This is a genomic window from Sphingobium sp. FG125, assembly GCF_057809795.1.
This window is the reverse complement of record NZ_JBMDKQ010000003.1, coordinates 156049-170733: the sequence shown is the minus strand read 5'-3', so window position 1 is coordinate 170733 and position 14685 is coordinate 156049. Positions and strand designations below refer to the sequence as shown.

The window sequence follows — 14685 nt, the reverse complement described above, 5'->3', positions numbered from 1 at the left end:
AAGGTACAGTAGATGTTGAGAAAAGTCGCCGCCGCCCTGCTGCTTGCCACTGCAATCCCCGCTACAGCGCAAACCACCCCGCCCAAGCTGATCGTCGCCATCTCGGTCGACCAGTTCTCCGCCGACCTGTTCAGCGAATATCGCCAATATTATAGCGGGGGCCTGAAACGGCTGACGCAGGGCGTCGTGTTTCCCAAAGGCTATCAAAGCCATGCCGCGACCGAAACCTGCCCCGGCCATTCGACCATCCTGACCGGCAGCCGCCCGTCGCGCACCGGCATCATCGCCAACACCTGGTTCGACCTGTCGACCACGCGCGAGGATAAGGCGATCTATTGCGCCGAGGATGAAAGCGTGTCCGGCAGCAACAGCGGCGATTATGTCGCCTCCCCCATCCATCTGAAAGTCCCGACCCTGGGCGGTCGAATGAAGATTGCCAACCCGGCCACCCGCGTCGTGTCGGTCGCGGGCAAGGATCGCGCCGCGATCATGATGGGCGGGCCGACCGCCGACCAGACATGGTGGATCGGCGGCGCACAGGGCTTTGTCAGCTACAAGGGCGTCGCCACCCCGCCGCTGGTTGCCAAAATCAACGAGGCCTTCACCCAGCGGCTGGCCCAACCCAATCCGGGCTTTGAGCTGCCGCAGCAATGCATGGCCAAGGATTTCCCCGTCGCCATCGGTGCTGGCAAGAGTGTCGGCACCGGCCGCTTCGCCCGCGCGGCTGGCGACTTCAAGAGCTTCCGCGCCTCGCCCGAACAGGATGCGATGACGCTGGTGCTGGCCGCCGGTGCGATCGAAAGCATGGCGCTGGGCAAGCAGGCCCAGACCGACATCATCTCGATCGGCCTGTCGGCCACCGATTATGTCGGTCACACTTATGGCACCGAAGGCACGGAAAGCTGCATCCAGATCGACCGGATCGACCGGGAACTGGGCGCTTTCTTCGATCGACTCGACAAGGATGGCATCGACTATGCCGTGGTGCTGACCGCCGACCATGGCGGCCACGACCTGCCCGAACGCCACCGCGAAAATGCCATGCCGATGGACGCGCGCGTCGATGAAGCGCTGACGCCCAAGGCGCTGACCGCCACCATCGGCGCAAAGACCGGCCTGACCGGCAAGAAGCTGATCTGGGGTGATGGTCCTGCGGGTGACCTCTATTTCGACAAGGGGCTGACCGCCGCGCAGCGCGCAAAAGTCGAGGCAGAGACGCTCAAATTGCTGCGCGCCCATCCGCAGGTCGAGGCGGCCTATACCAAGGCGCAGATCGCCGCCGTCCCCTCCCCCTCCGGCCCGCCGGAAAGCTGGACCCTGCTTCAGGAAGCGCGCGCCAGCTTCGATGCGCAACGGTCGGGCGACGTGCTGCTGCTGCTCAAGCCGCGCGTCACGCCGATCCCCGATCCGACCAAGGGCTATGTCGCCACCCATGGCAGCCCATGGGACTATGACCGCCGCGTGCCGATCCTGTTCTGGCGCAAGGGACTGACCCATTTCGAACAGCCGCTGGGTGTGGAAACGGTGGACATCATGCCCACGCTGGCGGCGCTGATCGCCCTGCCGGTTGCCAAGAGCGAGATTGACGGCCGCTGCCTGGATCTCGTGGCGGGCGAAGGAACCAGCTGCCCCGCCCAATAAACCCGATCAAACACCCAACCTCCGTTCGTTTCTAACGACGTCGAGAAACCTCAACCAGCGTTTCTCGACACGCTCGAAAGGAACGGATGGTGGATCAAATATTCTCCCCCGCCCCGTCCCTGCTTTCCACCATAGCATGGACGCGGTGCGGGGCGGAGACCTCGACCCGGCTGGTCACTTCATACTGCGCCTTGGCCTGACGCACATTGGAGTCCGCAGGTACGCTGTCGGTCAGCCAGACATTGCCGCCAATGACCGACCGGCTGCCCACGATAATCCGCCCCAGCACCGTGGCACCAGCATAGATGACCACATCATCCTCGATGATCGGATGGCGCGGCAACGCCTTTTCCAGCGCGCCCTTCTCGTCGGCCGGGAAACTGCGCGCGCCCAGCGTCACACCCTGATAGAGCCGCACCCGTTGCCCAACGATGGCGGTCTCGCCGATGACGACGCCGGTGCCATGGTCGATAAAGAAGCTGGGACCGATCTTGGCGCCGGGGTGAATGTCGATCCCGGTCTTGCCATGCGCGATTTCGGAGATGATCCGCGCCACCAGCGGCGCGCCCAGTTCGTGCAGCCGATGCGCCAGCCGGTGGTGGATGATCGCCAGCATCGACGGGTAACATATCAGCACCTCGTCCACGCTGCGCGCGGCGGGATCGCCGAGAAACGCAGCCTCCACATCGGTATCGAGCAGTTCGCGCAAGGCTGGCAGACACTGGGCAAAGCCACTGATGATCCGCGCCGCCTGCGCATCGATCACCGCAACCGGCTGACCGTGCAGCGCATAGATGAGTTCCAGCCTGATCTGCCCATACAGGCGGCTGAGCACCGTCTGCAATGTCTCGGCGACGAACGCATCCTCATTATGCAGCCGCACGAAGTCCGGGCCAAGCCGCAGCGGGAACAGCGCGCCGCACAGCGCCTGCATGATCTTCGTCAGATTGGCGCGCGAAGGGAAACCCTCCGCCCCATATTCGGCATGATGCTGCTGGTCGTGCCGCCAACGACCGCGCACCGCGCCCAGATCGGCGACCAGCCGATCCAGATCCCAATAGCCGTCCGCGCCGCCACCCACCTTATGTCCGTCTGCCGTCATATGCGCCTCGATTGCTGACGGCGCAGGCTTAGCCTGTCCTGGCGCGCGCGGATAAACGAGTTTTGCTTGTAGCCGGACAGTTTCTCATTTGCTGGCGGGCAGGAACAGGCAGATTTCGGCGCGCAAGCCCCCTTCTGGCCGGTTGGCCAGCGTCAGCTTGCCCCCTTCGGCATCCACCGCTTTCTGCACGATCGCCAGTCCCAGCCCCAGCCCACTGGTGTTGCGCTGGCGCGCGGTGTCGAGCCGGGCAAAGGGCTTGAGGACCGCGTCCAGCTGGTCGCGCGGAATGCCGGGGCCATCGTCATCGACCCGGATCAGCACTTCATTCCCCACGCGCTCCACGCTCACACGGGCGCGCTTGCCATAATGGAGCGCGTTTTCAATGAGGTTGCGCACGGCCCGGCGCAACGACAGCGCCCGCACCGCCATTTCCAGATGGTCCGGCCCGGCATAATCGACATCATGGCCATGGTCCTGAAACGCATCGACAATCGTCGCCACCGTGACGGCAAGGTCGGTGCGCACCGCGGGTTCAGGGTCTTTCTCGCCACCCAGAAAATCGAGCAGCGATTCGATCATCTGCCCCATTTCTTCCAGATCGCCGTCCATCGCCTCGCGCGTTTCGCCATCCGGCACCGTTTCCAGCCGCAATTGCAGTCGGGCGAGCGGCGTGCGCATGTCATGCCCGACCGCCGCCAGCGTCTCCGTCCGCTCGTCGATCAGTCGATGGATGCGGGTCTGCATCACATTGAAGGCGCGGATCAGGTTGCGCACGTCACTGGTGCCTGCTTCAGGCAGGATCACCTCCCGCCCCAGGCCGATCTGCTCGGTCGCGCGGGTCAGGTCGCGCAGCGGGTCCAGCGTCTTGCGGATCAGCACCCAGCCCGCGATCAGCAGCGCCAGTACCGGGATGAGTGCCAACCCCAACCTGCCAATGGTGAAGGCCCATTTGCCCCCGCCATGGTGCATCCCAAAATAGAGCCAGCTGCCGTCCGGCAATTGCAGCCCGCCGTTAATTTCGGAATGGCGACCGGGCGATGCCAGCCGCAGCCACAGGCGCGACCGTTCCAGACTGGGTTCCCAGGCGATAATCTGCTGCCGCATCCGCTCCAGTTCAGGCGACAAGGGTGGCGGCGGCGGCGCGGCGGGGGACCAGTGGACATCGTACCGATCGGTGGTCAGCTGCACCCCCATGGTGCGTCGTTCCTCGACCGGCTGTTCAGTCAACAGCTTGCGCGCAATCACCAGATGCTCGGCCAATCGCCGCGCCTCATCATCCTGCAAGGATAGCTGGCTGGCCCGTTCGTACATGAGCGTGCCGACCGCAAATTCCAGCATGACCGTCAGCAACAGGATCGCAAAGATGCGGCCGACCAGCCCCAGCGATCCTTTGAAATGCAGTCTCAAGCGCGGCTGACCTCGGCATTGAACATATAGCCGACGCCGCGCACGGTGGTGATGGGCGCGGGGCGATCTTCCGTCGTCAGCTTCCGACGCAGGCGGCTGACCAGCACGTCGATGCTGCGGTCGCTGCTGTCGCCCATGCGGGTGCGCGACAGTTCGATCAGCCGCTCCCGCGCGATCACCCGCTGCGGATGGCTGAGGAAGCTGCCCAGCAGATCAAATTCCGCTCCAGTCAGGTCAACGATCGCGCCGGTGGGCGATCGCAATTCGCGGCGGGGAAAATTGACCACCCAATCGTCAAAGCGCGCTTCATTTTCGCGATGATCGTCCGGCCCGCGCTCCAGCCCCACCCGGCGCAATATAGCGCGGATGCGGGCGATCAGTTCGCGGGTGCCAAAGGGCTTTGGCAGATAATCGTCCGCGCCCAGTTCCAGCCCGACGATCCGGTCGGTCTCGCTGCCCTTGGCGCTGATGAAGATGATGGGGACGTCGCTCTTGCGCCGGATCTGGCGGCACAGGTCAATGCCGTTGGTGCCCGGCAGCATGACGTCCAATACGACCAGGTCGACCGGGCCGGCATCAAACGCGACCCACATTTCCGGTCCCGAAGATGCTGGGCGGACCTGATAGCCATGCTCCTGCAACGCCCGCGCGGTCAGGGTGCGCAACGGCGGGTCATCCTCGACCAGGATGATGGTGGGGGCAGTCATGATGGGGACGACAGAGCGTTGGTCATGTCAGCAGGGATAGGGTCGCCCTTAACAGGGGTCAACCATGGCCGGGTCACGAAACAGACCGCAGCGGCAACAGCAACAATTTGTCATGCGTAGGACATCCCGGCAGACAAGCTTATGCCGGGCCTGAATGAACAGGCCCGGCATAATGGATCAGAAGGCTGCGGTCAGCGAGAATACGACCTGGCCGCGGGCAATCGACTTGCCAACATCCTTGCTGTCGCCCGAAACCATGAAGTTAGGACGCAGATAATTTTCCTCGACGCGGGCGATGTCGGTGTCGACATAGGCCACGCCCAGGGTCAGCGGCGTGCCGGGAACGGCAACGTCCGCACCGACCATCCAGTCGAGATATTTGCCGGTCGGCGCGATCGACGTGCCGTTCGGGCCAAGGCCGGGGTTGCCGTTCGACCAGCCCAGATGCGCCTTCAGCGACACAGGCGTGTTGGGGACGGCACCGCTTACGTCAGCCCAGACGTACAGGTTGTCTTCCTTGTCGCCCGGATTGAAGATGGTGCAAGCCGCATCGCTGCACACATTGCCCAGGGCTTCCTGCTTGGGCGCGTAAGCAACGCCAACCAGACCCTTGACCGGGCCGATCGTGCTCGACAGCTTGACATAGGGCTCAGCGAAATCCGTCACGTCGGCGCCCGACGGATACATGTACCAGGTCAGACCGACGTCGAGCGTAGCGCCGCCCAGCGGAATGGCATAACCGGCGAACAGGTCGAGTTCCATGTTGGAACCACCGAAACGGCCCCAGCCGCCCAGGTTCGATGCCCAGGTGCCGGCATAGGCGCCGCTTTCATGCGTGGCGGTGATGCCACCCTGAACGGCCATGCCCTTGTCGCTCTGCGACACGCCACGGAAACGATAGTCGGAAACCAGTGCAACGCTGCCCGTAACGGTGACGGGGCTGGCAGGTGCCTCCTGGGCGAAAGCCGGGACGCTCGACATAAGGGCGAGGGCGGCGGTAGCGATCTTATACTTCATGAACATTCCCCTTTACGAAAGAATGTTCCGTCCTGCGTCCACTCTGGCCCGAAAGTCTGTTGCTTGCGCTTCCAGTACCGGTGGTCGAGGTCTGCCTAATTCTCAAATGCCGATCAAGCAAACGGGTTTTTCTCGCACATGCGAGATGATGCTAATCGCTGTGACATAAAAGTGACTATTCATCATCCGCCATTTTCGTCGCCAAAACGCAAAATGCCGCCGTGTCAGGGGACACGGCGGCACCTTGATCGCCTGATCGAGGGGGGAGGATCAGGCGACGAGTTGGCGCATCCGTCCGGTTGCACCAAATAGTTCAACCGGCGAACCGGCACTGCGACGGCGATCGACCCATTCGCGCACCATTTCCGCGCAGGTATGATCGATATGTCCCAGCCGCTCGACATTCAGGATGACAAGACCAGCGGCAGGCAGCGAGTCGAGCTTGGCCGACAATTTGGGCAGGTTGAGGAAGGTCGCAGAGCCGCGCAGCGCAACCTCATGGGCGTCGCCCCGGCTTTCTTCCTCCATCCTGAGCCGCAGGCGGCTAAGATGCGGCACCAGTTCCAGCATCGACAGGCCGATGCCGACCAGCACGCCGGTCAACAGGTCGGTCGCGACGACGCAGATCAGCGTCGCGGCCCACACCACCGCGGGCAAGGGACCATAGCGGTGCAACAGATGCCGGACATGATCGACGCTGACCAGCCGAACACCGGTGACGACGAGGATGCCCGCCAGCGCAGCCATCGGGATTTCACGCAGCAACCATGGCAGCAGCGCGACGAAGCCCAATATCCACACGCCATGCAGCACCGCCGACATCCGGGTCTTGGCCCCGGCCTGTACGTTGGCGGAACTGCGGACGATAACACCGGTCATCGGCAGCGCCCCGGCAAAGCCGCAAAGCAGATTGCCAACGCCCTGGGCGCTCAACTCCCGGTTATAATCGGTGCGGACACCATCATGCATACGGTCGACTGCCGCAGCCGACAGCAAGGTTTCGGCGCTGGCGATGAAGGCAATGGCGATGGCAGTCGTGATGACGGTGGGGTTGAGCAATTGCGCCAGCAAGCCGCTTTCTGGCAGCGCGATAGCACCGACGATGGATTCAGGCACGGTCACGCGCGCGACCGGCAAACCGAGCAGGAAGGCGACCAGCGTGGCCGCGACCACGCCGACCAGCGCGCCGGGCACCAGCTTCATCGAGGCGGGACGGAATTTCTCCCAGCCCAGCATGCCAAAGATGGTGACAAGGCCGATGGCAAAAGCCGTCGCGGCATCGCTATTGCTCAGGCCGAAAATCTGGCCCGGCATCGCGATCAGGTTTTGCAGGCCACTCGACAGCGGCTTGTCGTCGAACAGCACATGGAACTGGCCGACCACGATCAGCACACCGATGCCCGCCAGCATCCCGTGGACGACCGCTGGCGAAATCGCACGGAACCAGCCGCCAACCCGCAACAGGCCGGCGACAACCTGGATCGCGCCCGCCAGGATCAGGATAGGGCCAAGGGCGGACAGCCCCTGTTCGCGGACGATTTCAAAGACGATCACGGCCAGACCCGCCGCAGGACCGCTGACCTGCAACGGTGAACCTGCCAGCAAACCCACGACGATACCGCCGATGATTCCGGTGATCAGGCCCTTTTCCGGCGGCACGCCAGATGCAACCGCAATGCCCATGCACAGCGGCATGGCCACCAGAAAGACAACGATGGATGCTACGAAGTCGCGGCTGAATGTGCCGCCGGAAAAGGCTTTCAACATGGCTTACTCCGCCGCCAGGGCATAAGGGCTTTCGCCAGCCAGACGGCGACCGTGCGGCAGCGCGACGGGCAAGGGCTGATCCTCGCGCAACGGCGAGAAACGGCCGGTTTCGCCATCAAGGCCCATCACCAGACCGGCGTGAATATCGACATACCAGCCATGCAGCGCGATTTCACCGCGCGCGATGCCCGACGCCACCGAGGGATGGGTGCGCAAATGCGCCAGCTGCACCACGACATTTTCCAGCGCCATGTTGCGCAGCTTTTCCGCGTCGCTCAGATCGGCAGGATAGCTTTCGCGGCAGACCTGTTGCGCGGCGTGGCTGTGCCGCAGCCAGGCGGCGACATTGGGCATGGCGGTCAGGTCGGCATTGGTGGACAGCGCCTTCATCGCACCGCAATCGCTGTGGCCGCACACGATGATGTCGCGCACGCCCAGCACCATGACGGCATATTCGACCGTGGATGTCACACCGCCATTTTGCGTCGCGTGCGGCGGAACGATATTGCCCGCATTGCGGCATACGAACAGGTCGCCGGGCTGTGCCTGCATGATATGTTCGGGCACGATCCGCGAATCGGCGCAGGAGATCATCAGCGCCTTGGGGCTCTGGCCGTCACTGGCGAGTCGATTGTATAGCGCGCTTTCGTTCGGAAAAGTGTGCTTTTCGAAGTTGAAAACGCGACCGATAAGCTCGTTCATGGAGTCTATCCTTTTGTTGCTTTGCCGGTCTGGGGGCGAACCGGCCTGTCAGCCTAGATAGGAGAGCGGTTTTGCTGCGTCGCAGCGGCTTTGTTAAATAGTATGTCTGGACGTTGAATTGATACGCCAGCGCGACAAAGCCCGATTTCAGCGGCGATCGACCGTCGCGCTCAACATATAGCCGACACCGCGCGCGGTCACGATCGGCGCGGGCCGGTCGCCATGGCGCAGCTTGCGGCGCAGGCGGCTGATCAGCACGTCAATGCTGCGATCGGACGATGGCGCATCCCGCACCCCGGCCAATTCCATCAGCCTTGCCCGCGCTATCACCGTCTGCGGATGATCCAGCAACACAGCCAGCAACGTAAACTCGGCCGCCGTGAGATTGACTGGCACACCAGCCGGATCGAGCACCTCCCGCCGCCCGAAATGCACCATCCAACCATCGAACAACGCTTCGGTCTGGCGGTTCAGGCCCATCGCCCGTTCAGTTCGCCCCCGGCGCAGCACCGCCCGCACCCGCGCGGCCAGTTCACGACCGGAATAGGGCTTGGCCATATAATCGTCCGCCCCCAGCTCCAGCCCGACCACCCGGTCAACTTCGCTGCTGTTGGCGCCGACCAGGATGACCGGCACATCGCTGCGTTCGCGCACGTCGCGGCACAGGTCCAGCCCGTCCGCCCCGCGCAACGCCGAATCCAGCACGACGACACCGACCGGCATCGTGCCCAGCGCCTGGAATATATCATCGGAGGATTTGGCCGGCAGGACGCGAAAGCCGCTCTCTTCCAGAAATTCGCGGATCGTCCGGCGCAGGTCCGGCTGCGTCTCGGCGATCATGATCAGCGGCGCGGTTACCGGCATCGCGGGCCGTCCGGCGCGGCATTGTCCGTCATCATCGCACTCCTGCTCAGGCGAAAGCATCCGATCCCTGCGGAACCGGAGCGCCCGGATTAGGGACGGCGAATGTCTCCGAAATTTGCCGGACGTAACAAATTGTTGCTACTGGGACATCAGCGGCATCCGGGCGGCGGGATAGCCGGCCACGTCGGGCCATAGCTGCGCCATCACGCTCGCCAGCCACAAAGCGTCGCTGCCCGCCCAGTGTCGCGTCGGGCAGCGCTGGTCTGCGATCCGCACCGCCGCGCTGATCTGCGCTTCATCGACCTGCCGCTCGTCCAACAGCGTTGCGACATGATCGATAGCAAAGGGTGCCGCCCGTCCAGCGGCTGCCGCCAGCGTGTCCAGCCAATAGGGATCGATCAGACTGTCGGCGACAACCCGTCGCCCGCCCACCGCATCGGCCAACTGATCCAGCACGACATGGGCGGGCAGGCCGTCCTGTTCAATCCGCGCCCGGCTAAGCCCATGCAAAGCCTCCGCCTCCGCCGTCCAGTCCCACCCCGACCAGTCAGGATGCGGCCGAATCAGCCAGCTGCGCGCACCGTCCCTGCCCGCCAGCCCGACCTCGATCGGAAAGGACCGTCCATGGCGCGGCAGGCAGGATGCCTCGAAATCTATGGCAAACATGGGCAGAACCGTCTCCGCTTTCGCGTGCTTTTCTATGCCCCCCTTGTCGCCCCCAACTATGTCACGCCAAAGTCAGTAGCCACCCCCTTGACGAAAAATCATGCAAGTCGTGTGGTGACTGGGATGGGACGCCGCGTCACCCATCTGCTAATCGGCTTTTCCCTGCCCATAACCGGACCTGCCCATGACCGTCGTTGCTGCCTATCTCTATCGCAATGGCACCCGCGTCCGGGCGGTGTCGATCGACGAGCGAATCGACTGCGCGCATGACAAATCCGAATTTGTCTGGATCGGTGTCGCCGACCCGACGCTGGCTGAAATGCAGGCGCTCCAGCACGCCTATGACCTCCACCCGCTGGCGGTCGAGGATGCGATCAAGGCCAATCAACTGCCCAAGGTTGATCTTTATGGCGACCAGCTGTTCGTCGTCGCCCGCACCGCCCATGTCGAGGATGGCAGCATCTGCTATGGCGAAACCGCGATCTTCGTGGGCCACAGCCACATCATCACCGTTCGCCATGGATCGGCCCGCGCCCACCTGGCCCTGCGGCAGGATCTGGAGGCGGTGCCTGCGCGTCTCGCCCAGGGGGTCGATTATGTCCTGCACGCCATTCTGGATTTCGTGGTCGATGGCTATCTGCCGATCATCGAGGGGATAGAGGAGGAGGTGCTGGCGATGGAGCAGCATACAGTCGATACTTTCCTGGGGCGCGACGACATTACCCGCATCTTCAACCTGCGCCGCCAGTTGCTGCGCTTCCAGCGCATCCTGACCCCGATGCACGAGGTCGCGACCAAATTCGTCAAGCAGGAATTGCCCTGCATCGACGCCGAAGCCCGCCCCTATTTCAGCGACGTGCGCGACCATGTCCGCCGGGTCCAGACGATGGTGGAGGATCTGCGCGAAATCCTGACATCGGTGTTTGAATTCAGCAATTTGCTGGAACAGCAGCGCACCGGTGTCATCACCCGCCAGCTCGCCGCCTGGGCCGCAATTTTGGCGGTGCCGACCGCGATCGCGGGCATTTACGGCATGAATTTCGAACATATGCCCGAACTGACCACCCGCTACGGCTATTTCGTGGTGCTGGGGGTGATCAGCATCGTCTGCACCCTGCTCTATGCCCGATTCAGGAAACTCAAATGGCTGTGACAGAAGCCGTGGAACGCGCCGCGCGCGCCATGTACGCCAATATCGCCCCCGACTGGGACTGGGACGATCCCGACGCCGAACCGATGCGGCGCATGTACCAGGAAAACGCCCGTGTCGTGCTGGCCACGATCCGCGATCCGGGCGTGCCGATGGACGGGCCAGCGCTTGCTGCCTGGCAGGCGGTCATCGACGCGATGCTGGCTGAGGCGTGAGGTAATGGTGCACCCGACGGGATTCGAACCCATGGCCCTCAGATTAGGAATCTGATGCTCTATCCTGCTGAGCTACGGGTGCCCACGGATTGGCCTCTATTATGGGCGGGCGACGCGGTCAATTCTTCGCTTCGGGAGGGATGACCGGAAAAGGCAGTGGCGCGACTGGCACGCCTTCTTCCATCAGTGCCTTGGCCTCCGCCGGGGCGACCTCGCCATGGATGCTGCTATTGGCCTGCTCGCCATAATGCATGGCCCGCGCCTGTTCGGCAAAACCGCGCCCGACCCAGGTGGAGCCTTCCAACGCCTTTTTCTGCGCCTGCGCCAGTGCATCGACCATCGCGCGCATCTTGGCCGCGTCGCCCGCGCTGATCGGGACCGGCGCGTCGGACGCTGGCGCATCCTGCACCACGACGGCCCGGCTATTTCCCTTGGCCGCGACGGCGGGGGCCATCACCGCCTTGACCACCTGTGCGTCACCGCAGATCGGGCAGGCCAAAAGGCCCCGCGCCTGCTGGTCGGCATAGTCCGCGCTGGAGCCGAACCAGGCTTCGAACACATGGCCCTGGCCCTCACATTTCAGGTCGAACACGATCACGAAATTTGCACTTCCTGCGGAATGACGCGGCGGTTGGCGATGGCGGGCACGCGCGCCCGCACTTCCCCTAGCCGCGTCAGGTCGATATCGACAAGCCCCAGCCCCGCGCTCTCGCCCATGTCGAGCAGCACTTCGCCCCAAGGGTCGATCACCACACTATGACCATAAGTGACGCGCCCGTCCGCATGGGTGCCAACCTGCGCGGTCGCAATGACGAAACAGCCCGCCTCGATCGCGCGGGCGCGCAGCAGCACATGCCAGTGCGCCTGGCCCGTCGGCACGGTGAAGGCCGCCGGTGCCAGCAGGATCGTCGCCCCGGCATTGGTCAAGGCGCGATAGAGATCGGGAAAGCGCATGTCGTAGCAGATCGAAAAGCCCATCCGGCCCCAGGGCGTATCGGCCGCAACGACCTGTTCCCCCGGCCCGTAAACCGACGATTCGCGCCAGCTTTCGCCGCTCGCCAGATCGACGTCGAACAGGTGGATCTTGTCATAAGTCGCCCGTATCGCGCCTGTATCATCGATCAGGAAGCTGCGATTGGCCCAGCGTCCGTCGGCGCGCTCGTCTTTCAGCGGCAGTGATCCGATATGAACCCACAGGCCATGCCTGGCCGCCGCCTCGCGCACTGCGGCCAGAACGCCATCGTCGGCCTGTGACCGCAACGTCGCGGCGGCGCGGCTGCGGTCGCGGTCCAGATAGCCCGCCATTTCCGGGGTGAAGAGCATGTCCGCCCCCTCTCCCTTGGCCCGTGCCGCCATCTCCACAATGGCAGCCGCATTGGCGGCGGGGTCGATGCCGCTGGTCATCTGAAACAGCGCGGCGCGCATCGTCGTCACAGGCCGAGCAGCGGGTCGAGCTTGCCCTGACGGTTCAGCGCCGCCATGTCATCGCTGCCGCCGATATGCTGGCCGTCGACGAAAATCTGCGGCACAGTGCTGCCGCCCCGGCTGCGCTCCAGCATTTCGGCGCGTTTCGGCCCGCCCATCGTGATGTCATATTCCTCGAACGCAACGCCCTTGTCGGTCAGCAACGCCTTTGCCCGCGCGCAATAGCCGCAAAATGCCTTGGTGTAGATTTCGACCTTTGCCATCTGTCCGTCATCACTCCTTATTCCCTGAAATTGGGGCTAATCGCGGCTTTGTCAATCAACGCCTTCGCGCGGCAAGGCCCGCGCCCAGCAGAGCAGCCGCACATCGCCTGCCCCGCCGCGCTTCAAAACGCGGGTACAGGCCGCCGCCGTCGCGCCGCTGGTATGCACATCGTCGATCAGCAGGATGCGCCGCCCCTTCAGCCCATGCCCGTCCGCCAGCGCAAACGCCCCGCGCACCGCCCTGGCGCGCTGGCCCGGATGCATACCGCGCAAAGGCACCGTCCGCCGCACCCGCAACAGCCCGTGCTTGTCCACCGCAAGTCCCGTCAGCCGCCCCAGATGATCGGCGATCAGCGCCGACTGGTTGAACCCCCGCCCCCACAGCCGCCAGCGATGCAGCGGCACCGGCACGATCAGCGGCGGATCATCACCCGCCACCGGCACATGGCGCAGCATCTGCCGCGCGACCAGCCTGGCAAGGCCAATGCGCCGCCCATATTTCAGCCGCAGCGCCACCGTGCGCGCCACATCGCCATAGGCCAGCACCGCCCGCGCGCTGTCGAAGGGCGGCGGATCGGCCAGGCACGCGCCGCACGCCGACCCTGCACCCATGTCATGCGGAAAAGGGATGCCGCAGCGCGCGCAGCAGGGTTCGCCCAGAAATTCCATGCCGCCCCAGCAGGACAGGCAAAAGCCATGATCCTCCCCCACGATCGCGCCGCAACCGGGGCAGCGCGGCGGCAGCGCATAATCGAGCGCGGGGCGGATCGCGCTCTTGAGAAGCGGCAGGAAAGGCATCATCTGCCTTGTCCCCCCTTCCCGCCCGTTGCACAAGGCCCGGCATGAGCAGCCCCGACATCTTCGACCGCCCCTTACGCAGCATCCGGCGGGACCGGATGCTGGCCGATTTCGCGGCCCACGACTTTCTCTATCGCGCGATGCTCGACGAACTGCTCGACCGGCTGGGCGATGTGCAGCGCGACCTGCCCGAAGCCTTGGTGATCGGCTGCCCGGATGGCAGCGCCAGGGCGGCACTGGAAGCGATGGGCAAGCGTGTCGCCTGTATCGATCCCGGCTTCCTCGCCGCCCGCGCCGATGGCGGGGTGCAGGGGGATGAGGACGCCCTGCCCTTTGCCGACAATAGTTTCGATCTGATCCTCGCCTGCGGCACGCTCGACAGCGTCAATGACCTGCCCGGCGCGCTGATCCTGATGCGCCGGGTGCTGCGCCCTGACGGGCTGATGCTCGCGGCCTTTACGGGCGCGGGCAGCCTGCCCCGCTTGCGCGCCGCGCTGATGGCGGGCGAAGGCGACCGGCCCGGCCAGCATATCCACCCGCAGGTCGATGTGCGCTCAGCGGGTGATCTGCTCAGCCGCGCGGGTTTCGCCATGCCGGTCGCGGACGGCGAAACGCTGAGCGTGCGCTATGGCGACCTGCTGCGCCTGATGCACGACCTGCGCGGCATGGGCGCGGGCAATATGCTGACTGCTCGCCCACCCGCGCTGCGCCGCGACGCGCTGATCGGTGCCGCCAGCCACTTTACCGCCGCCGCCGACCCGGATGGCCGCACCGCCGAACAGATCGCCATCGTCTATCTGTCCGGCTGGAAGCCCGACCCCAGCCAGGCAGCTCCCGCCCGGCGCGGCAGCGCAACGGTGTCGCTGGCGGCGGCGTTGAAGGCGAAGGATTGAGGGCGCACAGCCCCCTGTCCTACATCGCCCACCCCGTGTTAAAAAACGCGCAACCGGCTCTTTCCATC

At 64.4% G+C, this 14685-nt stretch carries 16 protein-coding genes and 1 tRNA gene; 4 read left to right on the top strand and 13 right to left on the bottom strand.

The genetic code is table 11. From position 1 onward, the window contains the following. Positions 1–12: 12 nt before the first annotated feature. Positions 13–1641, top strand: coding sequence for an alkaline phosphatase family protein (locus ACODSR_RS04070; protein WP_489073936.1), 1629 nt, complete (start codon positions 13–15; stop codon positions 1639–1641). Between the two features lie 94 nt (positions 1642–1735). Here the strand turns inward: ACODSR_RS04070 and epsC are convergent, their stop codons facing one another. From epsC to ACODSR_RS04030, 8 genes are all read right to left on the bottom strand, one after another. Then, positions 1736–2743: a serine O-acetyltransferase EpsC gene (epsC, locus tag ACODSR_RS04065; RefSeq protein WP_489073934.1), complete on the bottom strand. Its 1008-nt coding sequence runs from the start codon at positions 2741–2743 to the stop codon at positions 1736–1738. A gap of 84 nt (positions 2744–2827) precedes the next feature. Next, the gene (locus tag ACODSR_RS04060) at positions 2828–4150 is read right to left on the bottom strand and encodes an ATP-binding protein (protein WP_489073932.1); all 1323 of its coding nucleotides are present in this window, start codon (positions 4148–4150) and stop codon (positions 2828–2830) included. Then, positions 4147–4857, bottom strand: coding sequence for a response regulator (locus ACODSR_RS04055; protein ID WP_006961535.1), 711 nt, complete (start codon positions 4855–4857; stop codon positions 4147–4149). The genes ACODSR_RS04060 and ACODSR_RS04055 overlap by 4 nt, the downstream gene beginning before the upstream one ends. A gap of 177 nt (positions 4858–5034) precedes the next feature. Beyond that, entirely contained in the window at positions 5035–5880 is an 846-nt protein-coding gene (locus tag ACODSR_RS04050) for a TorF family putative porin (RefSeq protein ID WP_489073930.1), read from the bottom strand. Positions 5881–6144: 264 nt separating this feature from the next. Further along, complete coding sequence (locus ACODSR_RS04045; RefSeq protein WP_489073928.1) at positions 6145–7641, bottom strand: SulP family inorganic anion transporter; 1497 nt, start codon at positions 7639–7641, stop codon at positions 6145–6147. A 3-nt stretch (positions 7642–7644) separates the two neighbouring features. Continuing rightward, the gene (locus tag ACODSR_RS04040) at positions 7645–8343 is read right to left on the bottom strand and encodes a carbonic anhydrase (RefSeq protein ID WP_489073926.1); all 699 of its coding nucleotides are present in this window, start codon (positions 8341–8343) and stop codon (positions 7645–7647) included. A gap of 147 nt (positions 8344–8490) precedes the next feature. Beyond that, positions 8491–9207 (bottom strand): response regulator transcription factor, encoded by a 717-nt coding sequence (locus ACODSR_RS04035; RefSeq protein WP_489074169.1) that lies wholly within the window; start codon positions 9205–9207, stop codon positions 8491–8493. Between the two features lie 138 nt (positions 9208–9345). Then, on the bottom strand, positions 9346–9873 hold the full coding sequence (locus ACODSR_RS04030; protein ID WP_489073924.1) for a hypothetical protein: 528 nt from the start codon (positions 9871–9873) through the stop codon (positions 9346–9348). 184 nt (positions 9874–10057) lie between these two features. Between ACODSR_RS04030 and ACODSR_RS04025 the strand changes: the two genes are divergently transcribed. Together ACODSR_RS04025 and ACODSR_RS04020 are read left to right on the top strand one after the other, a co-directional pair. Next, positions 10058–11026, top strand: a complete 969-nt coding sequence (locus ACODSR_RS04025; protein WP_489073922.1) for a magnesium and cobalt transport protein CorA — start codon at positions 10058–10060, stop codon at positions 11024–11026. Next, positions 11017–11238, top strand: a complete 222-nt coding sequence (locus tag ACODSR_RS04020) for a hypothetical protein (RefSeq protein WP_489073920.1) — start codon at positions 11017–11019, stop codon at positions 11236–11238. The genes ACODSR_RS04025 and ACODSR_RS04020 overlap by 10 nt, the downstream gene beginning before the upstream one ends. Positions 11239–11243: 5 nt before the next feature. On the opposite strand, the gene ACODSR_RS04015 is transcribed toward ACODSR_RS04020, so the two are convergent. The 5 genes from ACODSR_RS04015 to ACODSR_RS03995 all read right to left on the bottom strand — a co-directional run bounded on the left by ACODSR_RS04015 (position 11244) and on the right by ACODSR_RS03995 (position 13727). Next, positions 11244–11320: transfer RNA gene (locus tag ACODSR_RS04015), tRNA-Arg, on the bottom strand. A gap of 36 nt (positions 11321–11356) precedes the next feature. Beyond that, on the bottom strand, positions 11357–11836 hold the full coding sequence (locus tag ACODSR_RS04010) for a DUF1178 family protein (RefSeq protein WP_489073918.1): 480 nt from the start codon (positions 11834–11836) through the stop codon (positions 11357–11359). Further along, positions 11833–12663 carry a carbon-nitrogen hydrolase family protein gene (locus ACODSR_RS04005; RefSeq protein ID WP_489074167.1) on the bottom strand — a complete coding sequence of 277 codons (831 nt, stop codon included), beginning with the start codon at positions 12661–12663 and terminating at the stop codon, positions 11833–11835. Before ACODSR_RS04005 ends, ACODSR_RS04010 begins: the two co-directional genes overlap by 4 nt. 5 nt (positions 12664–12668) lie before the next feature. Continuing rightward, positions 12669–12926, bottom strand: coding sequence for a glutaredoxin 3 (gene grxC, locus ACODSR_RS04000; protein WP_489073916.1), 258 nt, complete (start codon positions 12924–12926; stop codon positions 12669–12671). Positions 12927–12977: 51 nt separating this feature from the next. After that, positions 12978–13727 carry a double zinc ribbon domain-containing protein gene (locus ACODSR_RS03995; protein WP_489073914.1) on the bottom strand — a complete coding sequence of 250 codons (750 nt, stop codon included), beginning with the start codon at positions 13725–13727 and terminating at the stop codon, positions 12978–12980. 41 nt (positions 13728–13768) lie between these two features. Between ACODSR_RS03995 and ACODSR_RS03990 the strand changes: the two genes are divergently transcribed. Next, complete coding sequence (locus ACODSR_RS03990; RefSeq protein ID WP_489073912.1) at positions 13769–14617, top strand: class I SAM-dependent methyltransferase; 849 nt, start codon at positions 13769–13771, stop codon at positions 14615–14617. Positions 14618–14685: the final 68 nt, after the last annotated feature.

Coding starts and splice junctions, on each gene's coding strand:
- ACODSR_RS04025 (WP_489073922.1), top strand. CDS start 10,058: ATGACCGTCGTTGCTGCCTATCTCTATCGCAATGGCACCCGCGTCCGG.
- ACODSR_RS03990 (WP_489073912.1), top strand. CDS start 13,769: ATGAGCAGCCCCGACATCTTCGACCGCCCCTTACGCAGCATCCGGCGG.
- ACODSR_RS04035 (WP_489074169.1), bottom strand. CDS start 9,207: ATGCCGGTAACCGCGCCGCTGATCATGATCGCCGAGACGCAGCCGGAC.
- ACODSR_RS04050 (WP_489073930.1), bottom strand. CDS start 5,880: ATGTTCATGAAGTATAAGATCGCTACCGCCGCCCTCGCCCTTATGTCG.
- epsC (WP_489073934.1), bottom strand. CDS start 2,743: ATGACGGCAGACGGACATAAGGTGGGTGGCGGCGCGGACGGCTATTGG.
- ACODSR_RS04040 (WP_489073926.1), bottom strand. CDS start 8,343: ATGAACGAGCTTATCGGTCGCGTTTTCAACTTCGAAAAGCACACTTTT.
- ACODSR_RS04005 (WP_489074167.1), bottom strand. CDS start 12,663: ATGCGCGCCGCGCTGTTTCAGATGACCAGCGGCATCGACCCCGCCGCC.
- ACODSR_RS04020 (WP_489073920.1), top strand. CDS start 11,017: ATGGCTGTGACAGAAGCCGTGGAACGCGCCGCGCGCGCCATGTACGCC.
- grxC (WP_489073916.1), bottom strand. CDS start 12,926: ATGGCAAAGGTCGAAATCTACACCAAGGCATTTTGCGGCTATTGCGCG.
- ACODSR_RS04070 (WP_489073936.1), top strand. CDS start 13: ATGTTGAGAAAAGTCGCCGCCGCCCTGCTGCTTGCCACTGCAATCCCC.
- ACODSR_RS04055 (WP_006961535.1), bottom strand. CDS start 4,857: ATGACTGCCCCCACCATCATCCTGGTCGAGGATGACCCGCCGTTGCGC.
- ACODSR_RS04045 (WP_489073928.1), bottom strand. CDS start 7,641: ATGTTGAAAGCCTTTTCCGGCGGCACATTCAGCCGCGACTTCGTAGCA.
- ACODSR_RS04030 (WP_489073924.1), bottom strand. CDS start 9,873: ATGTTTGCCATAGATTTCGAGGCATCCTGCCTGCCGCGCCATGGACGG.
- ACODSR_RS03995 (WP_489073914.1), bottom strand. CDS start 13,727: ATGATGCCTTTCCTGCCGCTTCTCAAGAGCGCGATCCGCCCCGCGCTC.